The 25,244-nt window shown below is 59.5% G+C and carries 20 protein-coding genes; 7 read left to right on the top strand and 13 right to left on the bottom strand.

Annotated features, from left to right (window positions below; genetic code table 11):
- Positions 1-65: 65 nt before the first annotated feature.
- Positions 66-3,284 (bottom strand): dermonecrotic toxin domain-containing protein, encoded by a 3,219-nt coding sequence (locus HNQ83_RS31240; protein WP_256669040.1) that lies wholly within the window; start codon positions 3,282-3,284, stop codon positions 66-68.
- Between the two features lie 27 nt (positions 3,285-3,311).
- Entirely contained in the window at positions 3,312-5,651 is a 2,340-nt protein-coding gene (locus tag HNQ83_RS31235; protein ID WP_256669039.1) for a dermonecrotic toxin domain-containing protein, read from the bottom strand.
- A gap of 205 nt (positions 5,652-5,856) precedes the next feature.
- Here HNQ83_RS31235 and HNQ83_RS17390 point away from each other — a divergent pair, with 205 nt between their 5' ends.
- From HNQ83_RS17390 to HNQ83_RS17375, 4 genes are all read left to right on the top strand, one after another.
- On the top strand, positions 5,857-6,888 hold the full coding sequence (locus tag HNQ83_RS17390; protein WP_175390065.1) for an alpha/beta fold hydrolase: 1,032 nt from the start codon (positions 5,857-5,859) through the stop codon (positions 6,886-6,888).
- A gap of 178 nt (positions 6,889-7,066) precedes the next feature.
- Positions 7,067-7,732: a DsbA family oxidoreductase gene (locus tag HNQ83_RS17385; protein ID WP_175390064.1), complete on the top strand. Its 666-nt coding sequence runs from the start codon at positions 7,067-7,069 to the stop codon at positions 7,730-7,732.
- A gap of 98 nt (positions 7,733-7,830) precedes the next feature.
- The gene (locus HNQ83_RS17380) at positions 7,831-8,526 is read left to right on the top strand and encodes a hypothetical protein (protein WP_175390063.1); all 696 of its coding nucleotides are present in this window, start codon (positions 7,831-7,833) and stop codon (positions 8,524-8,526) included.
- Complete coding sequence (locus HNQ83_RS17375; RefSeq protein ID WP_175390062.1) at positions 8,523-9,431, top strand: hypothetical protein; 909 nt, start codon at positions 8,523-8,525, stop codon at positions 9,429-9,431. The genes HNQ83_RS17380 and HNQ83_RS17375 overlap by 4 nt, the downstream gene beginning before the upstream one ends.
- A gap of 117 nt (positions 9,432-9,548) precedes the next feature.
- Here HNQ83_RS17375 and HNQ83_RS17370 read toward each other — a convergent pair whose 3' ends face one another.
- The 8 genes from HNQ83_RS17370 to HNQ83_RS17335 all read right to left on the bottom strand — a co-directional run bounded on the left by HNQ83_RS17370 (position 9,549) and on the right by HNQ83_RS17335 (position 18,451).
- Complete coding sequence (locus HNQ83_RS17370; RefSeq protein WP_175390095.1) at positions 9,549-9,878, bottom strand: GlpM family protein; 330 nt, start codon at positions 9,876-9,878, stop codon at positions 9,549-9,551.
- Between the two features lie 8 nt (positions 9,879-9,886).
- On the bottom strand, positions 9,887-11,215 hold the full coding sequence (locus HNQ83_RS17365; RefSeq protein WP_175390061.1) for a sigma-54 dependent transcriptional regulator: 1,329 nt from the start codon (positions 11,213-11,215) through the stop codon (positions 9,887-9,889).
- Positions 11,212-13,113: a sensor histidine kinase gene (locus HNQ83_RS17360; protein WP_175390060.1), complete on the bottom strand. Its 1,902-nt coding sequence runs from the start codon at positions 13,111-13,113 to the stop codon at positions 11,212-11,214. Before HNQ83_RS17360 ends, HNQ83_RS17365 begins: the two co-directional genes overlap by 4 nt.
- Before the next feature lie 178 nt (positions 13,114-13,291).
- The gene (locus tag HNQ83_RS17355) at positions 13,292-14,026 is read right to left on the bottom strand and encodes an amino acid ABC transporter ATP-binding protein (protein WP_175390059.1); all 735 of its coding nucleotides are present in this window, start codon (positions 14,024-14,026) and stop codon (positions 13,292-13,294) included.
- Entirely contained in the window at positions 14,023-14,694 is a 672-nt protein-coding gene (locus tag HNQ83_RS17350; RefSeq protein ID WP_175390094.1) for an amino acid ABC transporter permease, read from the bottom strand. Before HNQ83_RS17350 ends, HNQ83_RS17355 begins: the two co-directional genes overlap by 4 nt.
- A complete protein-coding gene (locus HNQ83_RS17345) occupies positions 14,694-15,440 on the bottom strand; it encodes an amino acid ABC transporter permease (protein ID WP_175390058.1) in 747 nt (248 codons plus the stop codon). Before HNQ83_RS17345 ends, HNQ83_RS17350 begins: the two co-directional genes overlap by 1 nt.
- Before the next feature lie 194 nt (positions 15,441-15,634).
- Positions 15,635-16,549, bottom strand: a complete 915-nt coding sequence (locus HNQ83_RS17340; protein ID WP_175390057.1) for a glutamate/aspartate ABC transporter substrate-binding protein — start codon at positions 16,547-16,549, stop codon at positions 15,635-15,637.
- A gap of 276 nt (positions 16,550-16,825) precedes the next feature.
- The gene (locus HNQ83_RS17335) at positions 16,826-18,451 is read right to left on the bottom strand and encodes a glucan biosynthesis protein D (protein WP_175390056.1); all 1,626 of its coding nucleotides are present in this window, start codon (positions 18,449-18,451) and stop codon (positions 16,826-16,828) included.
- A 416-nt stretch (positions 18,452-18,867) separates the two neighbouring features.
- On the opposite strand from HNQ83_RS17335, the gene HNQ83_RS17330 reads away from it, so the two are divergent.
- A complete protein-coding gene (locus HNQ83_RS17330) occupies positions 18,868-19,053 on the top strand; it encodes a hypothetical protein (RefSeq protein WP_175390055.1) in 186 nt (61 codons plus the stop codon).
- 129 nt (positions 19,054-19,182) lie between these two features.
- Here HNQ83_RS17330 and HNQ83_RS17325 read toward each other — a convergent pair whose 3' ends face one another.
- The gene (locus HNQ83_RS17325) at positions 19,183-19,695 is read right to left on the bottom strand and encodes a Bro-N domain-containing protein (protein ID WP_175390054.1); all 513 of its coding nucleotides are present in this window, start codon (positions 19,693-19,695) and stop codon (positions 19,183-19,185) included.
- A 440-nt stretch (positions 19,696-20,135) separates the two neighbouring features.
- Here HNQ83_RS17325 and HNQ83_RS17320 point away from each other — a divergent pair, with 440 nt between their 5' ends.
- A complete protein-coding gene (locus tag HNQ83_RS17320; protein WP_175390053.1) occupies positions 20,136-21,389 on the top strand; it encodes an ATP/GTP-binding protein in 1,254 nt (417 codons plus the stop codon).
- Positions 21,390-21,391: 2 nt separating this feature from the next.
- Positions 21,392-22,018 carry an RloB family protein gene (locus HNQ83_RS17315; protein ID WP_175390052.1) on the top strand — a complete coding sequence of 209 codons (627 nt, stop codon included), beginning with the start codon at positions 21,392-21,394 and terminating at the stop codon, positions 22,016-22,018.
- A gap of 59 nt (positions 22,019-22,077) precedes the next feature.
- Here the strand turns inward: HNQ83_RS17315 and HNQ83_RS17310 are convergent, their stop codons facing one another.
- Positions 22,078-23,562 carry an APC family permease gene (locus HNQ83_RS17310; RefSeq protein ID WP_175390051.1) on the bottom strand — a complete coding sequence of 495 codons (1,485 nt, stop codon included), beginning with the start codon at positions 23,560-23,562 and terminating at the stop codon, positions 22,078-22,080.
- Positions 23,563-23,789: 227 nt separating this feature from the next.
- Positions 23,790-25,214: a gamma-aminobutyraldehyde dehydrogenase gene (locus HNQ83_RS17305; RefSeq protein WP_175390050.1), complete on the bottom strand. Its 1,425-nt coding sequence runs from the start codon at positions 25,212-25,214 to the stop codon at positions 23,790-23,792.
- Between the last annotated feature and the right edge of the window lie 30 nt (positions 25,215-25,244).

Genomic DNA, 25,244 nt, shown 5'->3' with positions numbered 1-25,244 from the left:
ACTGACACTCCGCTTTCGCGAGCAGGCTCGCTCCCACATGGATTGTGTGTCGCAATCCTTTGGTATCAGAGGTTTTCGAAATGCGGCAACACGGCCGACCGTTTACCGATATCGGCATAAGGCAGGTCGGCGTTGTCCGCGTGGGTCAGGAAGCGGTGTTCCGGCAATTTCAAATGAGCTTTCTCGAATTCGCTGAAACGCGGCGCCGCCCTGGAATAATGGAAGTGGGCGTACCACAGCACCCTGGGCGGGGTGGAGGTCAGGTCCCACACTTCGTATTCCTGCAGGTAGTCGATCCGGCCATCCGGGCGTTTGCCGAGGTTTTTGAGCGGGCTGGTTTTACGAATCTCGACAACCTCCTGTGTAACGAGGTCGTCCAGCATGCCGTCGGTGGGCTTTTTGCTCAGCAGCGATTGTCGGGTTCGCATGGCACGCCCGGTGGCGACCAGTTCGTTGGCCTTGTCGCGCAACTGGGCAATCACGGCGTGTTGCGGTGACAGTTCTTCGATGCCGCGGGCTCGATGGGTGAGCTCGTTTGCTTCTTTGAGCATCATGTCTTCCAGATCGACGGGGAGCGTGCCCTGAAGATTGGCGTAGGACTGAACCCTGGTTTTATAGGCGTCTTGCATCGCCAGCTTCTGTCGGGCTTCGACCACTAAGGCTGCAACGTCCCTTCGAGTGGAAGCGCCCGGCTGTGGTCTGGGGTTTCGCAACCGAAACCTGTTGTTCGCAATGGGCTCCCAGATCTCCGTGTAGCCGTCTTGACCGGTCAATGTGTATTGGCGCTGTTGAGTCGCGGGCTCCCAGCGCTCCACCCCGATCAGCAGTTCGTCGTTTTCGGTGGTAAACACTTTTTTGGTGATTGAGCCCGTCGGGGCAGGTGGTGGCGGAATGTCGAGTGCCTTGCGTGCTCGCTGGGTCAATTTTTCGAGGCTGTCCAGCAAGGGCGGCACATTTTCCAGATGGAAATGCTGCGGATAACTGATGGTCCAGGCCTTCATTGCACGACGAAATTGATCGTATTGCTCGATGCAGTCTTGAAGAATCTGGTTGCGTTGAGCCCTGGTGGCCGTCACTTCAGGCAGATTGAATTGCGTGAACAACGCTCGGTCGAGCTGGGTTCTTTTGACTTGCGTCTGGGTTTGAAGGAAGAACCAGGACACATCGTTGATGGTGTCAAAGCGTGTCACCGTTTCCATCAAGTTGCCCGTTCTCAAGTTGAGAATGTTGACTTCACTGAGGCGCTTGTTCAGCAGGGTGACTTCGTCGGTCAGTTGCGTTTTTTGTGCGCGCTCGCTGATGCGGTGATACCAGAGGTTGAGGTCATGCATGAGGGATTCGACGGTGTCGAACTCCTTCAACACTTCCAGTCGCAGTTTGCGGATGTCATCCAGGACACGTAGCCGTTCGGCGAGGGGGGATAGAAGCAGCTCATCGAGACTGTCCGTCAGTGCATCGATACGGTCCAACAAGGCCAGGACCCGATGGTTGGAGATGAACAGCCGATGCTTGCAACGATCGGCCACAATCAGGGCGCCATTGCTTTGTATCTTCCTGAGTTCATGCCGTTTGTTGCCGTGGGTCAGTGGCATTAGATCGGACACGTTTTGAAGGTGTCGCTTGGCCATCTCGATATCGCCGATGCAGGCGGAGTCGGATGCCTGCATCAGGCCTGCACGCTGATTCGCCGCCGTGGCGTGATAGGTCTTCAGAGCGGCGTCTGTATGCGCGACCTGTCGATCGAGCTGGCTGCCAAAGTCATCGATCGCCTCGGTCAATGCGTGATGACGGCGAAGGGCTCGATCAACCCACCAGCGCGGCAGCCGTTCGCGAATGGCGGCGGGCCACAGGGGATCGATTGCATCGGCCAAGTGCCCGAGTACCTGCCCACCACCGAGGCCACCGCCTTCGAAGGTGGTTCCATAGACGCCGAACCAGGTATCCCACTTGCCGGCTTCGTCCAGGGCAATGGGTTGCTTGTAGGTTTTGCGGCTGTTGCCGGTCAGGCGCCAGTTGCGCGAGTCGGTGCTCCATTCGACCTGGAACACGCGGCCCTGGCGGATGATGAAATCACCGTCGGCATGCCGGTAGACATTGCGGTAAGCGCCATGGGTCGCCGGTTGCAGCCCTGCCAGTGAAAGGGGCTTTTCGTATTCGTAGCCGGCGAAACGTGCGATGACATGCCGGGCCTGGCGCATGGACGGCGGCTGCAGCGCGGCTGCGCTGGCGGCCAATGCACGAAGCTGGCGCGTGCGCGTCAATGTGCGAGCGCCCGAGCCAAGCGCGGAGGCGAGGGCCTCCCCCGGCAGCAGGTCCATCGCCGCATCGATCAGGCACAACAGCACCGAGCCCAGTTCGTCCACTCCGTCCCCGACCTTGCCGCGCAAAAACGCCGCCACCGCCTGGTTTGCAGCGGTCCAGGCATCGTAGAGGGCGACTGCCGTGCCGATAAAGGGCAGCAAGCCGAGGGCCATTTTGATGTAGGCGAAGGCGCGCGGGCCTTGCAACGCGTAACGCTCCAGGTACAGCGCATCGTTGGAACGCGACGTGCCGCGATGGGCTTCGATCAGGCGGCCCATATGGGCATTGAGCAGATGGGCAGCCAGCGAAGTGGTGGCCGGCCAGGCTGCTCCGACGCCGATCATGGCGTCGAAACGTTTGAGTTGCGCGTCATTGATCCGGCTGACATGGGCCCGGACGTTGCCTTGCAAGGCACGACTGGCCAGGTAGTTGATCATCGAGTCTTGCGAGCACAGGTTGAACAGCGCCTTGCGCGCATCTTCCAGGTTGTCGTATCGACGCAGGAAGCGATTGTCAGGGTTGTCCGGCGTGTAAAGCAGGGTGACGCCGCTGATCTGTTCCTGGATGAAGGTCACCCCGGACAGGGTGACCCCGCCTTCGTTCGGCGTGTCCTTGCCGCCTACGCTGAGGTGAACCGGCAGTAGCGCCACGCGCTTGCCGCCGGCGCGCCAGGCTTCAGGGGTATTGGCATCGATGGCGACGTTCAGGATCTGCAAATCGTCGTAATGGATCTGGTTTTGCAGGTGGGCAAACTCGCCCTGCAACTTGAGCATCAGTTGCCAGGGTTCGATCAGGCATTCGCGACGATGCTCATTCACGAACGCCGGGTCGTCTGCCGAGCCCATGAACGCACGCTGGATCTGTTCTTCGTAGGCCTTGGGCAGGTCCAGATCCGGGAGGGTGTTGCGCAGGTAGATAAGGTTGATGCCATTGAGCAGCGTGAAGCGTTCCTGCGCAACCGTCGCCGTCACCTCCAGCCGCATGAACACCAGCCGCTGCGACAGGGCGTCCTATTGCACCGAATGGACGTTATCGATGTTGAGCTGGGCCAGGTCCTCAAGCGACATTTTGCTGTACTTGGCACCGGGCACCATGACCGTCGTTTCGACCTTCCCGGCTGGCGTTGTGGAGTAGCGTTTCTCCCACGTGACGGCATCGGGCAGTTCGAGTTGCACATCGAAATCGCCCTTGATGTTGAAGTCCTTGCGCAGCCGGGCTTGCAGATGTCGCCGAGTGAAGTCATCGCGCGGCTCGAGGTTGGCCGTCATCAGCTCGTGACTGCGGCGCATGGCCCTGATGTACGCCTGGATCAGATCCTTGAGTACTTTGCGATCGGCTGTAGACAGTTTGGCGAACATGTCCGGAAGACGGGTGCCCAGGGTGGCGCTACGGTCCTGCTCCAGGTCATGTGCGAACGCCAGGTTGCGCGCGGCATTGACGGGTACCTGCAGGGCAGCAAGGGTTCGCTTGCGCAGCGCTTCAAGTCGTTCGGCCACTTGCGTTTGCTGGTCTGTCCCGGCATTGCGTTGACGTATCCCGGCCGCCTGGACTTCGAAATCATTGTTGATCTGATGCAGCGCGTATTGCAGTGCATCGCCGCTGATTTTGTTCAGCTGCAATGCAAGATCGCTGTCGGTTTCGCCCATTTTGAACAGCTGTCGTTCAAGTTCCCGCCGGTTGGCGAACCGTTGCAGTCCGCCGCCAATCCCGGGCCAGTAAAGCAACACGCTGTGGGAAGACGAGGCCTCTAGCAGTGCGTCCGGGTGGGTCATCACAAAAACGCCGTTGAGTGCCTGGGTGTTGATCTTGGGTTGCGCACCGTCCTGTTCGGTCAGTGACAGGGTCAGGCTGGCCGCCACTCGGTCGCTACCCGGCTCGTCGGGCGTATCGAGCAGTGCCTTGAGCCGATTGGATTCTTCGTCGGTCAATTGCTTGAGTGCCCGTTGCAGCCCGGCCTCGGCGTGCAGTCCATCCTTGTGGGCTTTGTGCAGTGCTGTGAGTTCCCGATTCAAGGCGATGGGGTCAAGCGAGCGCTCACGGTAAAGCAGGGTGGAAGCAGCCTTGTCGGCGGCTTGCTCGGCGGTTTCCAGTTTTGCTTGCAGATCCTTGAGAGATTTCAGGTGCTCGTTTTGGCCAGCCTCGCGCCGTAGCGTTTCGAGTGCATCGCGCTGCTTGTTCAAGGCTGCCTGACGCAGGGCCCAGGGTATATCGGCATGCAGATTGCCGAACAGGGGTTGCTCGTCGTTGGGAGCGAAAGTGCTGTCGATGGGCGACGGATCCCCACCTGGCGGTGCGGCGAGCACCGGGCTTTGGCTGCGCTGCCGGTCCAATCGGTCCGAGTCCACCAAAGCCCTGGCACCCTGTTCGACCAGCCCGGGTTTTCCCGCTGAACCATTGCGCAAAGTGTCGAGTTGGGCCATTTGCTGATGGGCCAGCAGGTCGGTCATACCCGCCGACAATGGAAGGGCTCGGGTGGTGTACTGAAAAGCGATGTCAGTGTCGGGCCGTCCGCCGGGGACGAGGGCCTGTTGCGTCAGCCAGGTCTGCATGTCACTGCGCTGGGGGAAGGCTTGAAGCGCGACCGGACGGCACGGCAGGTACAACAATTGTTCGATCGGTGCCTTGTCGCCGAGGCTGATGACCCAGGCCTCGGGAAGCTTCACGCGAGCGTTGTTGCTCAGGATCAATTCCAATTGTTCGCATTGAACCGACGGATTATCCGGGCGTGCGCCCGTCGCGGGAGCGTCCATCAGCATCAACAGCGGTTTCAGTTGTTCGGCACTCAGGGTGCAATAGGCGAAGGCCCTGTGAGCCGTCGCTTCCAGGTGATTGAGGTACAACTGGCTGGCCCGTTCACGGCGCGACACCGCAGCGCCAGGGGCGCGCGCGTCCCAGTAGGCATTCCAGCGCTCGGTCATGGCTTGCTCCACTCCCAGCGCCTTGAGGCGGGTGAGCAGTTGCAACGGAGTGAGGGGGAAGAGGGCGTGGGTCGAAGTCAGGCCGGTAACGCGACAGCGCTGGTCCAGCGTGCTCTCCAGCTCAGGGTGCTGGAAGACAAACGCCAGGGCATCGGTGAGCAGAATGAACCGTTCGCCCTGATCTTGCGTGGCGAAAAACTGCAGACCCACGGCGTGGCCGTCCAGATCCAACTGTTGTTTGAGCAAACGCTCGAGCGTAGAGCGGGTGGCCGGCACGCCGGCGAACAGTTCACGCAAGCCCTCGTTGCTCTCGCGCCAACGGGCCGTAGCCCTGAGCCTCAAACTATCGTCGACATTGTCCGGCAGGATCGAGGAGGCTGGCAGGTCGATGGCGGTGGGTAAGGGGAGATCGAATATAAAGTTATCGGTCATGGGGTCATGGCTCGGTAAAGGGAGCGGTGAGTCCACTCCTTGAGCGAGTCATTTAAGGGAAGACCTGCCGGGCATTGGCACTACATAGTTATCGCGACGACCACTCGGCGATGTTCATCAAACTGTCATTGAACTGTGGCAGCGCGCTTGAACAAACTTCATCAGACTCGCGCTCTACTGGGGTTCTGCGTTTTGGTGTTTTGTCATGCGTGCTTTGTTTTTATCAGCGGCGATTGTTCTGTCCGCATTGTTCAGCCTGCCATCCCTGGCGGCGTCTCGTTGTGATGTGAATGTACCGACCGAACACGTCGATCTGGCGCAGGTGAGCCTGGCGTACCAGAGCATCGGCCGGGCCTCGGATCCGGCGCTGCTGCTGGTGATGGGGTTGGGCGGGCAGTTGATTCACTGGCCTGACGAGGTGGTGGTCGCCTTGTGTCAGCAGGGTTTCCGGGTGATTCGCTATGACAATCGCGATGTCGGCCTCTCGACCTGGCGGCAGGCACCGGCCGAGGCCAACCTGACCTTCGAGGTGCTGCGCTACAAGTTGGGTTTGCCGGTGTCGGCACCGTACTCGCTGACGGACATGGCCGATGATGGCCTGGGCCTGATGGATGCGCTGCGCATCGAGCAGTTCCACGTGTTGGGTGCCAGCATGGGCGGGATGATCGCCCAGCATATGGCGGCCATGGCGCCCGAGCGGGTCGAGAGTTTGACGCTGATCATGAGCACCTCCGGTGCCGAAGGCCTGCCCGCACCCAGCGCAGCGCTGGTGCAATTGCTCGCCCGCCGTGGCGCGCCGAATCGAGAGGCGGCGCTGGAGCAACAAGCCGATTTGCTGGCTGCGCTGGGCAGCCCGACAGTGAGCGATGATCGACAGGCGCTGTTGCATCAGGCGGCGCTGTCCTATGACCGGGCGTTCAATCCCGAAGGCGTGAAACGGCAGATCATGGCGATCCTGGCCGAGCCGAGCCGGGTGGCGTTGCTCAATCAATTGCGGGTGCCGGCGCTGGTGGTGCATGGCACGGCCGATCCGCTGTTGCCCGTGATGCATGGCGTGCATCTGGCGGCGCATTTGCGCGGCAGTCAGCTGAAGTTGATTCCGGGGCTGGCCCACCGTTTTCAGGAGGCGTTCAAGGCGCCATTGCTGGCGGCGGTGTTGCCGTATTTGCGTGAGCACCGTGAGGACACTTCGCATTGGGCGCAGATCGAGCCGGTGGCCGACCACAATCTCCTGTAACTCGGGTTCCCCGTGGGAGCGAGCCTGCTCGCGAAGAGGGCATTTCAGTCGGCATTAATGTTGGCTGACACACCGCTTTCGCGAGCAGGCTCGCTCCCACAAGGGATCTGCTGCGCGTTCAGTACTGTCAGGTGTATCGTTCGACTTTTCCGGCGCGTTCAAGCCAGCGAGGTGAATGATGAGTGCCCCCTTGAAAATCGATTTCGTCAGCGACGTATCCTGCCCCTGGTGCGTGATCGGCTTGTACGGCCTGACCCGGGCCCTGGAGATCTTGCGCGACGAAGTCCGCGCCGAGATCCGCTTGCAGCCGTTCGAACTGAATCCGAAGATGGGGCCGGAAGGCCAGAACATCACCGAGCACATCACCGAGAAGTACGGCTCGACACCCGAACAGTCGCAAAAGAATCGCGAGATGATCCGTGCGCGCGGCGCCGAGGTCGGTTTTGCGTTTCGTACCGATGGCAACAGCCGCATCTACAACACCTTCGATGCTCACCGCTTGCTGCACTGGGCCGGTCTGCAAGGGCTGCAACTGCCGCTGAAGGAAGCGTTGTTCAAGGCGTATTTTACCGATGGCGGCAATCCGTCCGACGGCGCTCAATTGGCGCAGATTGTTGAAAGTGTCGGGCTGGATCGGCAGCGGGCCGAGTCGATTCTGGCGTCGGATGAGTTCGCCGAAGAAGTTCGCCAGGAGGAACAACTGTGGCTATCACGCGGGGTCAGTTCGGTACCGACCGTGGTGTTCAATGGCCAATACGCGGTCACGGGCGGACAACCTGTTGAAGCGTTTGTCGGGGCGATTCGCCAGATCATGAGTGAATCAAGGGGCGGGACCGTGAGCTGAAAATGCCTGATGTCAAAAAAGTATCAATATGCCACTATTGTTTTGACCGTTGCTGCCGATACGGGCAGTGATGTTTTCAAATCATAGGGACTTGATCCATGACTCTCCGCGCTCTACGCACCTGGGCGGTGCTGACTCTGTTTGCCTGCCTCACGCTCACCGGCTGCGCCAACGTACAACCTCCCGTACCGCTGGACCATCAATTCTGGGATGCCAAGGAACCGACCATTGGCGTGGCAATCACCGAATTGCCTCCTCCCGTACTGGCATTGACCGGTAACCAGGGGATTCTCGATTACGCGATCAACTCGGGCGTCAACAGCAAGCTCAGTGACAACGTCAAAACCTGGCAAGTGCGAGATTTCGACACCCTGCCGGATGCGATCGTCGCCAAGTTGCAGGCCAAGGGTTACAAAGCCAAGCGCATCGACGAGAAGGTTGACCTGAAAGCTTACAAGGAAGGTAAATTCCGCGAAGGCTACACGATCAAAGACTTGACCCCGATGAAGGCTAAATACGGTATCGATCGCCTGTTGCTGGTGTATGTCACGGCCACGGGGGCGACCCGCAGCTACTACAGCATTGTCCCGACCAGCGTGCCGATGGCTCAGGTGGGCGGACAAGGCATGGTGGTGGACCTGGCGGATAACAAACTGCTGTGGTTCCAGCCATTTGTCGCGGTGCAAGCGGCTCAGGGCGAGTGGGACGAGCCGACCTACACCAACCTGTCCAACGCGTTCTACCAGGCCGTGGATAGCAGCCGTCAGCAAATGATCACGCCGTTCGCACAATGAAGCGATCAGTCGCAGCGGCCACTGCGGTGGCCCTGCTGATGTTGGCTGGCTGCGCGCAGAAGCCGGCTCCCGAGTCCGGTTTCAAAGACCCGATTGCGCTGTCCTATGTCCAGGCCCATGGACTTAAGGTGGATGTGCAGTTGCCGCAAGCGTTTGTCAGTGCCAGCACGGTGATCGATTCCAAAACGGCCCTTGAAGCGGCATCGTCCAGTCAGAATCTGGTGGCGAGTTCAGGCAACACCGCCGGGCTTGCCGGGTTGCTGGTGGCCAGCCTGATCAACACGCAGATGGGCAGTGGGAGCTTGCAGCGCGACGCCGAAAAAGCCGCGCTCAAAGACTCGCGACCGATGGCCGATCTGCTCGCGGGTGTGCCGCTGCAGGAGCGTCTGCAACGGCGCTTTCAGGACGCTTCGAAAGCGGCCGACCTCAAACAGGGCGAGGGGCAGGTGACTGCTCGTCTGCTGATTGAACCCAAACTGATGCTGACTCCCGATCGCGGGAGTTTCATCCTGATCAATCAGGTGCAGGTTCAGGACATTGCCGGTTCACCGCTGTACCGCATGCGCATCGAGGTGGCCAGCCAGCCGATTCGCCAATGTGGCAAGCAGTGCATCGATGACGGCAGCCTTGAACTGGCGAAGGTCACCGCCGTACTCGACGAGTGCATCGATGAGTCCATGCGGGTGCTGGCCACCGATCTCATGCAACCGCCACCCCCGCCGGCGGCCCAGGAAACCCTGCGTTATGTGCTCGATGGCCAGCGTGTGGTCGAGCGGGGATATCAACTGGCCAATAGCGGCAGCTACTGGCGTTATCGCAACCTGTACGGTGCGGTGAAGTCGGTGCCTGTACCGTTTGAGGATGCGTTGACCCAGGCGCAGTTGCAGCAGGTTTACGCGCACTGAAGCGATGTAACCTGTGGGAGCGAGCCTGCTCGCGAAAGCGGTGTGTCAGCCAGCTTTAATGCCAACTGAAATGCCCTCTTCGCGGGCAAGCCCGCTCCCACAGGGGATTGGCGGTGTTCAGGCGTGCAAGCGTACCCACACACTGACCAGCACCGTCGCCGCCATCAACCACGCCACCGCCGCCACCGCCAGCGACGCCTCCAGGCGCATCCGGTCGACCATCACGTACAAGGTCGCCAGGTAGACGAAATACGGAATGATCGACCACATGCCAAACACGATGGTGGTCTTGAGGTCATCAATTGAACGGCCCTTGCCGACGATGTAATGGGCAATCAACGCGAAGGTGGGAAACAGCGGCACCAGGCCCGCGATGTAATAGTTTCGGGTCTTGGCCAGGGCGGCGAGAATCACCACCACTGCGGCGCCCAGGGTTGCTTTGAGAATCAGGTCCATCAGTGGCTCAGCCCGTACTTCTTCACTTTGTCGAACAGCGTGGTCTTGGCCATGCCCAGTTCCTGGCTGGCCTGGGTCAGGTTGCCGCCGCTGCGTTGCAAGGCATCGCTCAACAGGTTGCGTTCAAAGGCTTCCACCGCTTCGGCGAACGCCAGGCCTTGGGCGCTGCCGCCAGCACCGGGTTTCTTGAACGCCGGCAGGCCGAGGGCAAAACGTTCGGCCACGTTGCGCAATTCGCGCACATTGCCCGGCCAGTCGTGGCTCATCAGGTTCGACAGGGTCTGGTTGTCCAGTTCCGGCGCGGCGCGGTCGAAGCGCAGGGACGACTGCTGCAGGAAGTATTCGAACAGTTGCAGGATGTCCTCGCGGCGTTCGCGCAGCGGCGGAAGTTCCAGAGTGACTACATTGAGGCGGTAATACAGGTCACTGCGGAACTCGCCGGCCTTGCTCGATTCGTCCAGGTCGGACTTGGTCGCGGCGATCACCCGACAATCCACCGCCACGCTCTGGTTAGAACCGAGGCGTTCGAGGGTGCGTTCCTGCAACACCCGCAGCAGTTTGATCTGCAGGGGCAGGGGCATGCTTTCCACCTCATCGAGGAACAGCGTGCCGCCGTCGGCATGTTCGATCTTGCCGATCCGCCGCTTGCCGGCACCGGTAAAGGCGTTGGCTTCGTGGCCGAAGATTTCGCTTTCGAACAGGTTCTCCGGCAGGCCGCCGCAGTTCAGCGCCACGAATGGCCGGGTGTGGCGGCGACTGAAGTCGTGCAGGCAACGGGCGACGAGTTCCTTGCCGGTGCCGGTTTCGCCCTCGATCAACACGTTGGCCGAGGTATCGGCGACGTTGGCAATCAGTTCGCGCAAATGCTGCATGGCCGGGGAGCGACCAATGATTCGGCCTTCCAGGGAGTCCCGTTCAGCCAGTTGCCGGCGCAACGACACGACCTCCCGCGCCAGGCTGCGTTGCTCCAGCGCGCGGCGTGCCACGTCCACTAGGCGTTCCGGGGAGAAGGGTTTCTCCATGAAGTCATAAGCGCCTTTCTGCATCGCGCCGACGGCCATGGAAATGTCGCCGTGACCGGTGATCAGCACCACGGGCAAGCTGCGGTCGCGTGCCTTGAGCCGGGTCAGCAGTTCAAGGCCATCGATGCCCGGCAGGCGAATGTCGCTGATGACGATACCGGCAAAGTTATCGCCGACGCGCTCCAGGGCTTCTTCGGCACTGCCGACGCCAATGCACGGAATGTCTTCCAGGGTCAGCGCCTGCTGGCAGCCGAGCAGCACATGGGGGTCGTCTTCGACGATCAATACACTAAGGTCGTTGTTCATACTGGCTCGGCGGGAGTGGGGCTTACCAACGGTAAACTGAGGACGAATGCGGTGCCACCGCTGGCCGGGTGCTCGACACCCAGGTGACCGCCCGTGGCGGCGGCCAGGCTCGCGGAAAGGGTCAGGCCCAGGCCGAGGCCCTGTTCGCCGGGTTTGGTGGTGAAGAACGGTTCGAACAGGTGCTTGCGCGCTTCGGCGTCGATGCCATGGCCGTTGTCCCGAACGCGCAGCCGGTATTTGCCATCGCCTGAGTCACCTTCGAGCCACAACTCTGGCTGTGGCTGCGCCTGCATGGCGTCGAGGGCGTTGCCGATGAGGTTCACCAGAATCTGCTCCAGGCGGGTCTGGTCAATCTGTACCTGAACTTCGTCGAAATGACGGTGCAGTTGCAGATGGGCGTTTTCGACGCGGCTGCCCAGTAGTTGCAAGGCCGCATCCACGGCTTTGCCGAGGCAGGCCTGGCCCTTGTCGTCACCGCGCCGGGCAAAGGAACGCAGGCTGGCGGTGATCCTGCCCATGCGGTCGATCAATTCGTTGATGGTCTTGAGGTTGGTGCTGGCCACGTCCAGCTGACCGCGTTCGAGGAAGCGCACAGTGTTGCCGGACAGGGTGCGCAGCGCCGCCAGCGGCTGGTTCAATTCGTGGGCGATGCTGGTGGACATCTGACCGATGGCTGCGAGCTTTCCGGCCTGCACCAGTTCATCCTGGGCGCGACGCAAGGTCTCTTCGGCGTGACGCCGTTCGCGGATCTGACCCTTGAGTCGTTCGTTGCTGGCACGCAAATCGACAGTGCGTTCGGTAATCCGACGCTCCAATTGACTGTTGGCTTCCTGCAAGGCTTCGCGAGCGGCCAGGCGGGTGGCGATCACCTTGCGTCGCTCGTTCCAGGCAATCAGCAGGAACGCCACGAGGGCAAAGGCCACCGCCACCAGAATCCCCTGATTGATGGCTTCGCGGCGCAGATCCTGCAGTGGCGTGAGCAGGGTGAAATTCCACGGTGTATCGCTCAGATTGCGGGTCTGCGACAGATAACTGATGTTTTCTTCGTCGGACGCCAGTTCGCTGTTGGCTGGAAAGGTCAGTTTTTCCACGCCCTCGGCGAGGGTTTCCCGGGCCAGCGGCTGCAGTTCGTTGAGCGGGAACCAGTAATACTGAAGGCTGCGGGCCAGTTTTTCCTTGGTCTCGTCGCTCAGGGGAATGACGGATTTCAAGCGCCGCGCCGGATCGCTGGACAGAATGATGATACCGTTCTCATCGCTGACGAAAGCCTCCAGGCGCGCCCGCTGCCAGCGTTCTTCCATGGCTTCCAGGCGCACCTTGACCACCGCGACGCCGATGATCTTGCCGTGCTCCTCCAGGCCATGGGCCAGGTAGTAACCGGGTTCGCCGTTGGTGCTGCCGATGCCGTAAAAACGCCCCGGCTGGCCGCGCACGGCATTCTGGAAATAGGCACGGAAGGACAGGTCTTCCCCCAGGTAACTGTCGACATCGCGCCAGTTACTGGTGGCCATGACGCGACCGGTGGTGTCCATCACGTAGATGGCCCGACTGCGGCTGCGCCGGTTCAGGCCTTCAAGGTAATCATTGACCGTTTGCCGGTGTTCCGGGGTCGGGTCGGCCAGCAGCTTCGACACGCTGGTTTCGAGTTCCAGCAGGCTGGGCAGGTAGGTGTATTTGCTGATTTCGCTTTCAACGGCGCGGGCATGCAACTCCAGCTGGCGCTGGCCGCTTTCGCTCAGGCTGCGGATGCCATAGTGCTCACTGGTCCAGAAGCCGATATAACCCAGTCCGATCATCAGGGCGATGATCAGCGGTGGCAGGAACAGATGGCGAATCAGACGGGGTTTCACGGCGAGTGATGGCGACGTGGCGCGATAGGGATTGGGGTCGCATTTCATCACAGATGCCTTGGGTCAACCACAACACTTGATCGTGAACCAACACCATCCCCTGTGGGAGCGAGCCTGCTCGCGAAAGCGGACTGACATTCAACATCAATGTTGACTGCAAGGGCCTCTTCGCGAGCAGGCTCGCTCCCACAAGGGGTTGGTGTGGCATCCAACAAGTACGTGGTGCTTAGTGCTGCAGAATCTTGTTGAGGAAGTGCTGCGTACGCTCGGCACGGGCGTTGATGTCGCCGAAGAACTCCTCTTTCTTGCAGTCCTCGATGATCTTGCCCTGGTCCATGAAGATCACGCGGTCGGCCACTTTACGGGCGAAGCCCATTTCGTGGGTCACGCACATCATGGTCATGCCTTCGTGGGCCAGTTGCACCATCACGTCCAGCACTTCGTTGACCATTTCCGGGTCCAGCGCCGAGGTCGGTTCGTCGAACAGCATGACGATCGGGTCCATCGCCAGCGCACGGGCAATCGCCACGCGCTGCTGCTGGCCACCGGACAGTTGGCCCGGGTGCTTGTGGGCGTGGGCCGAGAGGCCGACGCGCTCCAGCAGTTGCAGGCCTTTCTTGGTGGCTTCTGCCTTGCTGCGGCCCAACACCTTGATCTGCGCGATGGTCAGGTTTTCGGTGATGGACAGGTGCGGGAACAGCTCGAAGTGCTGGAACACCATGCCCACGCGGGAACGCAGTTTCGGCAGGTCGGTCTTCGGGTCGGCGATGGACGTGCCATCGACCACGATGTCGCCTTTCTGGAACGGCTCCAGGGCGTTGACGCATTTGATCAGGGTCGACTTGCCGGAACCGGACGGCCCGCACACCACGATCACTTCGCCTTTTTTGACCTCGGTGCTGCAATCAGTCAGCACCTGGAAGTCCCCATACCACTTGTTGATGTTTTTGATAGAGATCATACGGCGAACCTTTTTTGCAGACGCTTGACCAGCTGCGAGGCGGCAAAGCTGATGATGAAGTACACGAGACCTGCGAAGATCAGGAACTCATTGGAGCGGCCAATGATGTCGCCACTGGCGCGCGAAGCATTGAGGAAGTCCACCAGGCCGACGGCGTAGACCAGCGAGGTGTCCTGAAACAGGATGATGCTCTGTTGCAGCAGCAGCGGCGTCATCTTGCGAAACGCCTGCGGCAGGATGATCAGGCGCATCATCTGGCCATAGGTCATGCCCAGCGCCTTCGCTGCGCCCATCTGACCCTTGGGGATCGATTGCACGCCGGCCCGGACGATTTCGCAGAAGTACGCCGCTTCGAACATCATGAAGGCCACGATGCAGGAGGCGAACGCGCCGATCGGGGTGTCTTCGCCGGTGATCCAGCGCAGCACGAACGGTACCGCCAGGTAGAACCAGGTGATGACCAGCAGCAGCGGAATCGAACGGAAGTAGTTCACGTAGGCGCCGGCGATGTTCGACAGCAGTTTGCTGTGGGACAGACGCATCAACGCGAGGATGGTGCCGAGGATGATCCCGCCGACCACGCCCAGGACCATCAGCTTGAGGGTCATGACCATGCCGTTCCACAGGCCTGGCAGGGACGGGATGATGCCCGAGAAGTCGAATTCCATCATTTACCCCCTACGGAAATCAGGCCCGGTACGGCGACTTTCTTCTCGACCATGCGCATCAGCAACATCAGGCTCATGTTCAGGGTGAAGTAGATCAGCGTGGCCAGGGTGAACGCTTCAAACAGGTTGGCGGAGAACTCGGCGGTCTGTTTGGTCTGCGCGAGCAGCTCCATCAGGCCGATCAGCGAGGCCACGGACGAGTTCTTGAAGACGTTGAGAAATTCCGAGGTAAGTGGCGGAATGATGATCCGGTAGGCCTGGGGCAGCAGCACGTTCCAGTAGATCTGCGGCAGCTTGAAGCCCATGGCGCGGGCAGCGGATTCCTGGCCTTTGGGCAGCGCCTGGATACCGGTGCGCACCTGTTCGCAAACGCGGGCGGTGGTGAACAGGCCCAGGCACACGACGACGCTGATGAAGGCCGAGGTGGTCGGGTTCAGGTCCTGCTTGTACCACTCTTGCAGGTCCGCCGGCAGCAGGTCGGGCACCAGGAAGTACCAGATGAACAGCTGAACCAGCAGCGGCACGTTACGGAAGAGTTCGACGTAGCAGGTGGCGATGCCCGATACGATGCGGTTCGGCACGGTACGCATGACGCCCAGGATCGAGCCCAGTGTCAGGGCAATGATCCAGGCCGCGACGGCGATGCCAATAGTCCAGCCCAGACCGGAGATGAACCAGTCGAGATAGGTCTCGCTGCCCACGCCGGTGGACTTGAAGAACACGCCCCAGTCCCAGTTGTAATTCATTAGGGTCTCCCCTCAGATCAATCGATGTACAAGTACCCGCTTGGGGGAAACTCCGTTCCCGCCCGACCTTGACGATCAGGCACACGCCACCGGCTCGACAGCCACCGGTTCGAGTGTTTCCAAAAAATGCCAGCAGGGAGTGACAACCTCCCGAGAGGGCAGGGGCCCCCTCAGGAGATAAGGTTAGTCAGAAATCAGGACTTCTTGTCGTCAGCCGCTTTATCGGTCGGATTGGCGATCAGGGCCTTGAGCTCGTCGCTCATCGGGAAGTTCAGGTTCAGGCCTTTTGGCGGGATTGGCTGCATGAACCATTTGTCGTAGATCTTGTTGATCTCGCCCGACGCGTAGGTGGCCTTGATGGCGTCATCCACCGCCTTTTTGAACGGCTCGTCGCCTTTGCGCACCATGCAGCCGTAGATTTCGTAGGACTGTGGAGTACCGGTCACGGCCCAGTCGCTGGCCTTCTTGGCCTTGGCCGCTTCACCGGCCAGCAGGGCGTCGTCCATCATGAAAGCCACGGCACGGCCGCTTTCCAGCATCTGGAAGGACTCGCCGTGGTCTTTGGCGGAGATGACGTTCATGCCCATCTGCTTGTCGGCGTTCATCGCCTTGAGGATGCGCTCGGAGGTGGTGCCCGCGGTGGTCACGACGTTCTTGCCGGCCAGGTCCGGGAAATCCTTGTACTTGGAGTCTGCCTTGGACAGCAGGCGGGTACCGATTTCGAAGATGCCGACGGAGAAGTCAACTTGTTGCTGACGCTCGACGTTGTTGGTGGTGGAACCGCACTCCAGGTCCACGGTGCCGTTCTGCACCAACGGGATACGGGTTTGCGAGGTCACCAGGTTGTACTTGACCTGGAGGTTCGGCATGTCGAGGTCTTTTTTCAGGGCTTCGACGACTTTCAGCTGGATGTCGTGGGAATAGCCGACTGGCTTGCCGGAGGCGTCCGCGATGTAGGAGAACGGAATGGAAGCGTCGCGGTGCCCGAGGGTGATAACACCGGACTCTTTGATCTTCTTCAGGGTGCCGGTGAGTTCGGCGGCGAAAACTGGCGTGCTGATCAGAGCGGCAGCAATGGCTGCGCCCAGGATATGGGGAACGATGCGCATCAAATTTTCCTCGACATTGTTTTTTTTATGGAGCCAGTTCATCGGCCCTTTTGTGCTTCGAATGCCTGACGGCTCCTGAAGTGTTGGCGCAACAGGCATTCGTCGAAGAAGTGTAGAGCATGACCCGTGCCAGGCCAGGATGAATGCCTCAAGTAATTGATTTATAAGTGAATTAAATATTTGTGGCGGGTTTTTTAAGACAAAAAAATCCGGTTATCCGAACCGACCGGGAGGTCGCGTTCGGAAAACCGAATGATGGCCGGGCGCAACCCGGTATCAGGGGTATTTGCGCTTGTCCGGTGCCGGCGGGAAGTACTGGTACAACCAGGTTTCACTGAGTGTGCGGTCATTGGTGCGAATGAACAGGCGCAGTTCGACCGGCTCCACGCTGTCGTTGGTTGGGTACCAGTCGAACAGGATGCGATAACCCTTGATGTCATCGAGCACCAGCACGCTGAAATCCTTGACCTGGCCGTTCGAGCAGGTGACCACAGGTTCAATGCCGGCACCCGCGGGCAAGCGATCCAGGCCGCCACCGGTGAAGTCCACGGCAAAACGGCGGGCCCACACCTCAGGGTAATGCTCGCCCGGCGCCCAACCTTCGGTGAAACCGCCCATCCCGGAACGCGTCGCATGGACCCGCGCCAGCGGTGTGCCGACGGGCGGCAAGGCGCTCCAGTAGAGCTTGTAGCCGTAGTTCAGCGAATCGCCGGCGGCCACTGGTTTCTTCGGCGTCCAGAAGGCGACGATGTTGTCCATGGTTTCGCCGGTCGTCGGGATCTCCAGCAGATCGACCGAGCCTTCGCCCCACGCCGTTGTAGGTTCGACCCACAGGCTCGGGCGGCGGCTGTACCAGTCGACGGTGTCCTGATAGCTGGCGAACTCGTGATCGGTCTGTACCAGGCCGAAACCTTTCGGGTCCTTGTCGGTAAAAGCATTGAATTGCAGTTTGGCCGGGTTGTTCAGCGGACGGCAGATCCACTCGCCGTTGCCACGCCACATGGCCAGGCGGTCGGAGTCGTGGATCTGCGGGTGAATGGTGTCGCACATGCGCCGCTCGTGAGTGCCACAACTGAACATGCTGGTCATCGGCGCGATGCCCAGTTGATCGATGGCGGTGCGGGCATTGACGTGGGCGTCGACCTCCATCACCACGCGCTCGGCCTGGCAATCGATGTCAAAGCGGTACGCGCCGGTGGCGCTCGGCGAGTCGAGCAGGGCATAGACCACGAAGCGGGTGCTGTCCTTGTCCGGGGTTTCGAACCAGAACTTGGTGAAATCGGGGAATTCTTCGCGCTGCTTGGCATAGGTGTCGATGGCCAGGCCGCGAGCCGACAGGCCGTACTGGCCAGTGGCATCCACCGCGCGGAAATAGCTGGCGCCGAGGAAGGACACCACGTCGTGCTTGTCCAGCTCCGGCGCCTTGAACAGCTTGAAGCCGGAAAAACCCAGGTCGCCGGTCAGCTGCTTGGTGTCCACCGTGGTGTTTTCGTAGTTGAACAGTGATGGACGGAAGTGCACTTCGCGGGCCATGCGGGTCTTGGGATCGACGCTGTACATGCGCACCGGCTGCTTGAAACCCATGCCGACGTGGAAGAACTGCACGTCCAGCTGACCTTTGTTGTCTTTCCACAGCGAATGATCGCCGTCGTAACGGATGGCGTTGAAATTCTGCGGGGTCATGGTTGCCAGGGTAGGCGGCAATACTTGCTTGGTGTCCTGGTAGCGATTGCTGGCGAGCTGCTTGGCCTGGATCTTCAGGGCATCGAAGTCGAAGGCCTTGGCCTCGCCATCGGCGGTCCCAGGAGCGGCCCAGGCACGGGCGGCGAGCAGGCCGCTGGCGGACAAACCGGTGTAGGCCGCGATGGCCATGGAGGCTTTGAGCAAATTCCTGCGGTGCATAAATACAACCTGTCGTGAACAATCCCGCGCCGTTCCTGGCACGTGCTGGATCAGAAATTACGGTTCGGACATGCCTTCGGCCAAACGCGACGGACTTTAAACAGATGCCGGATAGCATAAACCGTTCGATCGAAGCGCAAAATTGATTGATGGCACGGCGCTAGTGCGCGAGTGAAACAAGACATGTCGAGAAACATTTCCGACAGCACTTTCTGATTTGCAGGGCATTTCTGCTTTTTTCGACTAATTACTCTAAAAACCACTTTTCAGCGCCGGGAATATTTCTATTCTGTGCTCATGACCGGTTTATGCCCTTCGGGCCGGTACGGTTCAGTGGCCATGCGGCGCTGCCGGAAAAGGGATTAAGGGCGATGCGGTTTCTGAAGTTTTCTTTGACGTAGAGAAGGACATCGTCCATGTCGAAAGTACAAGGCATCACCGAAATACTGGGAATCTTTCCATGCCTGGCCACCGGGCGGCGAAGGCGTCGGCTCAATAGCGAGGAAATGAAGCTGGTTGAGCGTTATAGGGAGCTGTCGGAGAGTGACCGGATAGCGATGCGGTATCTGGTGGATGCGATGAGGAGTGTTTCAAGGTTTTGAGTGGACCTATGTGGGAGCGAGCTTGCTCGCGATGGTCGTCAACGATGACGCGTACTTTCTGGATGTACGCGGCGTTCTTGAGCCCAACGCGAGCAGGCTCGCTCCTACAGGGGGACTGGATTTATCTCTTTAATTGCAAGTGCCGACAACAGGGTACGGTCGCTGCACCTGCATCAAATCAGGCATGTCCCGCCATTTGATCCACGCGTGATGTTGGTAATGCAGCAAAGGCACCGTGACGCCGGCCCAATGCAACGCGCTCAGGCTCGGCAGGTTCTCCAGCGGCGCTGCCTGTGCATTTCGAAGCATCGGCACAACCTCGTGACTCAACCACTGCCTCAAATTGCGGTTTTCCGGGATGAAGTGGTGAACCAGCATGGCGTATACCCCTGATTCGCTGACCATCAGCGATTCGAGGGTTTTGCCGTTTTTCAACAACCAGACATGACGCCGCTGATCCGGATCGAGCTTTTGGATCAGCCGTTCGTTCAGCGGTTTGCCCATCAGGCGACCAAGATCCTGGACGCAGAACCAGGCTTGATGGTCCTGCAGGAAGGCGTGGAGGAAGCGGTTGTGACGGGTGAAGACGGTGGGGGTGAAACAGGAAAGGGATTCCGATGGATTTGACGTTTGCTTGAGCATGTTTCGACTCCATGTTGAAAAAGGAACCGACACTAATCCTTCGACAGATTTGGGTGGCGGACCGTGTGGCGTTCGAAGTCGGGACATTCTCATTCAACATGGAAGCCATGAGAGGCCCGCGCCACACAGCCCGCCATAGATTGAAGCTGAAAGGCAAAAAATGCCCCAGTTCAAATGGGGGCGCGGGTGCGCCATGTTGATGAGTTACCGGCTTCGACTCCGGGTCGCTGATTTGGCAGCGACGGGACAAAGCCTATCGGTCAGGCGCTCGCGGCGCCAAGTCTACTCCGGCGACGCTTGTCGTAGGAATGAGAGTCTTCGCCGGAAGGCTGCATCTGTAGGAATTTCCTGTTTTTGCAGGACGTGCAGTCAAACGACACCCAGGCCTCAGTTTTTCCTTTATCTATTCGAAACCAAGGAATTAACTGCAGGTTTTCTCCATGCTGATCGAATTTTCGGTGTCCAATTACCGCTCGTTCCGTGACAGGCAAACCCTGTCCATGGCGGCGACTCCTCGTCTGAGCAAGACGCGCAACCTTTTCACATCGTCCACGAACTCAGAGAGGCTTCCTGACCTATTGAAGGTCGCTGCAGTTTACGGCCCGAACGCCTCTGGTAAATCCTCGTTGATCCGGGCGATGGGGATAGTCGGCCGCTTGCTGGCCATACCTTCAGGCACCAATGGCGAACCGCTGCCGGTTTCGCCTTTTCGTTTTGATCGCGCATTGAAAGATGCCCCCAGTGTTTTTGAGTACAACTTCATTCAAGCGGGGCTGCGCTATCGGTTTGTGCTCGGATTGACCAGCCAAAGAATTTTTCAAGAACAATTGGTTGCGTACCCAAGAGGAAAAGAAACGCTCCTTTATGACCGCCACTTCGATGCTGATGGCGAACACTATGTTTTCGGTAAAACGCTGGAGGGTGGCAAAGAGGTGCATTGTGCATGGCGGCGTTTGACGAGCCCCAAAATGCTGTTTCTCGCGCAAGCCGTTATGAACAGCAGCGAGGAGCTAAGTCAGTTGCGAGCTCCGTTCAGCTGGTTTCAAACCGGCCTTCTTATCGTTGACCAGAACAACATGATGGGGTTGTCGACTGCTTCTATCAGGTTTCTTCAGATGGTATCGGACTACAAAAATGATCTGAGGGACTTTCTGAGTGCGTTGGATATTCCGGTGTCTTCCATTGAACTGAACTCACACGAATCCGTTTCGATTCAACGGAATGGAAAACTCACGTTGAAAGATTTTTTGGCCGCTGCGCAGAAGGACAAATTGACCCTGACGCATACCAGTGCTTCGGGCGATGCGGATTTCGATTTTTCCGAGGAGTCGTGCGGGACAAAGAACCTGATCGGCTTTTGGTTGCCCTGGTTCATGATGAATCAGGCGGGTGGTAGTGGTGTCCTTTGTGTCGATGAACTGGACAGTAGCCTGCACCCTGAAATCGTTGCTGATTTGATCGGCAAACATTTGGACAGTGGTCTGGATACTCAGTTGATCTTCACCACTCACGATACGCATCTTATGAACGAAAAGATTTTGCGTCGCGATCAGTTCTGGATTGCTGAACGTGATGCTCATGGCGCCACAAGTCTTTTTTCTGTTCATGACTTTGTGGGGCGGGAGAGTGAGGATGTGGAGAAGCGCTACTTTGAAGGTCGTTATCGCGGATTACCGCTGATAAGGCAGGGATGAGCATGGCGAGGTCGAGCAAGTCATTTGATCGCAAGGCATCCCGATTCAAGCCTCAACCTAAAGTGTTGGTGCTCTGTGAGGACAGTCAATCAGGGAGGCGGTATCTGGAAGACGCTGCCTTTCATTTTCGGGCAAAGGCGCAGGTTGAAATTGTTCACTGCGGAGTCACGCACCCGAGCGGTATTGTTGAACGAGCCGTTATCCGGCAAAAAGATTTCGACAAAGTATTTTGTGTTTTGGATCGCGATACGCACCTCTGCTTTGGGCGCGCGATGAGCATTGCCAAGTCCCACCCGAAGATCAGAGTCATTGCGTCGTATCCCTGCTTCGAGTTTTGGCTTCTCTTGCACTTCGGTTTCAACCGAAAGCCTTTCAGAGCTGTCGGAAAATATTCACCGGGTGATTTGGTAGTCAAGAGCCTGAGAGAGAGACCCAACATGGATCAGTACGACAAGGGCAAAGGCACCCGTTGTTTCGCTCAACTGCTGGGTGAGCCGTTTCTAATGGCGAGAGCGCTGGCGCCAAGGATTCTTGATGACGTCGTTATCAGTGGTGAGCCCAACCCGAGTACCGAAATCCACCTACTCATGGATGAATTCGAAGCGCTCTCGAAACCGCAACTCATCTGACGTTATCAAAACCTGCCCGCATCTCTGCGGGCAGGGCGTTTGACCAGAAGACGAAATGGTTACCGACTAACCTTCCAAGCATCCCCCGCAGGCGCCGTGCCGTGGTCATACGGCTTGGCGATCCACATGTAGAGCAGCCCCAGGCCGATGACGATGGCGGTGCTCAGGACCATGGCGTAGTTGATGTACCACGCGGCGTCCGGGGTGCGGGGCCAGGCCATGTTGATGATGGCGCCGATGCCGTAGGCCAGCGCGCCGATATTGACCAGCCAGCCCCAGGCGCCGAGGGTGAATTTGCCACTCGGTTTCCAGCCTTTGAGACGGGCGTACAGCGCCGCGAGTACGATCATCTGGAACGCCAGGTAGATGCCGATGGCAGCGAAGCTGACGATGGTGGCGACCGCATCCTGCAGGAAGAAACCGAGGATGATGATCAGCGCCGGCAGCACGCCGGACACGAACAGCGCGGCCACCGGAACCTGCGTGTGAGGCGAGATCTTTTTCAGCAGGCGGCTGCCGATCACCATCTCGTCCCGGGCGTAGGAGTACAGCAGGCGACTCGCCGCCGCTTGCAGGCTGATGACGCAGGAGATGAAGGAAATCATCACCACGCCCATCACCATTTTCGAACCGACCGGACCGAAGGCGTTGTTGAGGATGGTACCGACCGGGTCCTTGTCGGTGCCGTCGATCACTGCTTGCATGTCCGGCACGGCGAGGATCAGCGCCAGGCAGGCGAACATCGCCGCCACGCCGCCGATGTAGATGGTCATGCGCATGGCCACCGGGATTTTCTTGCTCGGGTTCGGGGTTTCTTCGGCCACATCGCCGCAGGCCTCGAAGCCGTAGTACAGGAACATCCCCGCCAGAGAAGCGGTGAGGAAGGCGGGCAGGTACGAGCCGTTGACGCTGATGTCGAACGTGTTGAACAGCACACTGATCGACTGATGACGCTCGAAGATCAGCAGGTAAACACCGACGATCACCGCGCCCACCAGTTCGCAGAGGAAGCCGAACATGGCAATGCGTGCGAGCACCTTGGTGCCGCTGAGGTTGATCAGGGTAGCCAACAGCGTCAGTACCAGGGCGATGACGATGTTGGTGTTGTTGCTCGGCTCAAAGCCCAGCATGGCGGCGAGGTAAGGACCGGCGCCAACGGCAACGGCAGCGATGGTCACGCACAGGGCGATGGAGTAGATCCAGCCGACCATCCACGCCCAGCGCTTGCCCACCAGGCGACGGGCCCACGGGTAGACGCCACCGGAAATCGGGAATTGCGAAACCACTTCACCGAAGATCAGGCACACCAGCAACTGGCCGATACCCACCAGCAGATAGGCCCAGAACATCGGTGGCCCACCGGCGGCGAGACAGAGGCCGAAGAGGGTATACACCCCGACGACCGGAGAGAGATAGGTGAAGCCCAGGGCGAAGTTTTCCCACAGGCTCATGCTGCGATTGAAGTTGGAGGTGTAACCCAGTTTTCGTAGTTGCTCGGCATCGCTGTCGGCAACGGCTGCAGAGAGATCGGATGATGAACTCATGTATGTTTGCTCCGGAAAATCGGCAGATTTCGGATGTCCGATGCCGTGGCGGGGCCATGACGGCACCGCCCGGATCGGTGGTTATTGTTTTGACTTCTTTGGTGTGGAGCCCTGGTGGTGCGTATTGCCGGTTTCTGCCTTGAAACCGAGGTGACTCATTCGCGAGCAGGCTCGCTCCCACAGGGGAATGCATTTCAAATGTGGGAGCGAGCCTGCTCGCGAAGCTGTTAGTGCTTGAACATCACATGCCGCACGACGGTGTAATCCTCCAACCCATACATCGACATGTCCTTCCCGTACCCGGACAGTTTCTGACCGCCATGGGGCATTTCGCTGACGAGCATGAAGTGGGTATTCACCCAGGTGCAGCCGTACTGCAAGCGAGCCGACAGACGATGGGCGCGACCCACATCGGCGGTCCACACCGAGGATGCCAGGCCGTAGTCGGAGTCGTTGGCCCAGCCCAGTACCTGCGCTTCATCGGTGAATTTCGTCACGGACACCACCGGCCCGAACACTTCGCGACGGACGATTTCGTCATCCTGTTGTGCGTCGGCCAGCACGGTCGGTTCGAAGAAGAAACCGTTGCCGTCCACGGTTTTGCCGCCGGTGATCAGGCGGATGTGCGGCTGCGCCACGGCGCGCTCGACGAAACCGGCGACGCGGTCACGGTGTTGCGCGGTGATCAGTGGGCCGAGTTCGGTGGAAGGATCGTCCTGCAGGCCGTACTTGATGCTGCTGACCGCGGCGCCGAGTTTTTCGACGAACTTCTCGTAGATGCCTTCCTGCGCGTAAATCCGGCAGGCGGCGGTGCAGTCCTGCCCGGCGTTGTAGAAGCCAAAGGTACGGATGCCTTCGACGGCGGCATCGATGTCGGCGTCGTCAAAGATGATCACCGGGGCCTTGCCGCCCAGTTCCATGTGCATGCGTTTGACGCTGTCAGCGGTGCTGGAAATGATGTTCGAACCGGTAGCAATCGAACCGGTCAGCGACACCATGCGCACTTTCGGGTGAGTGACCAGCGGGCTGCCCACGGTAGGACCGCGACCGAACACCAGGTTAAGCACGCCGGCCGGGAAAATGTCCGACGCCAGTTCGGCCAGACGCAACGCCGTCAGTGGGGTTTGTTCCGACGGCTTGAGCACCACGGTATTACCGGCGGCGAGGGCCGGGGCGATTTTCCAGGCGACCATCATCAGCGGGTAGTTCCACGGCGCGATGGAGGCGATCACGCCCACCGGGTCGCGACGGATCATCGAGGTGTGGCCAGGCAGGTATTCGCCACCGGCCGAACCGCTCATGCAGCGGCTGGCGCCGGCGAAGAAGCGGAACACGTCGGCAATCGCCGGGATCTCGTCATTCAGCGCGGCGCTGTAGGGTTTGCCGCAGTTGTCCGATTCCAGTTTGGCCAGCTCTTCGCCGTGGGCTTCGATGGCGTCGGCGAGTTTGAGCAGCAGCAGCGAGCGTTCTTTCGGCGGGGTGTGCGACCAGCTGTCGAACGCGGTATCAGCGGCACGTACGGCGGCATCGACCTGGGCTTCGCTGGCTTCGTTGATTTCCACCAGCACGCGACCCAGCGCCGGGTTGAACACCGGTTGGGCGGGGCCTTCGCCGTTGACCAGTTGGCCGTTGATCAAGAGTTGGGTTTGCATGGCTATGTCCTCTTCAAATCAGTTCTTGTT

It is taken from the genome of Pseudomonas sp. C2B4 (assembly GCF_013359695.1).
Taxonomy (GTDB): Bacteria; Pseudomonadota; Gammaproteobacteria; order Pseudomonadales; family Pseudomonadaceae; genus Aquipseudomonas.
The sequence above is the reverse complement of the archived record's forward strand: the minus strand, read 5'-3'. Positions and strand labels throughout refer to the sequence as shown.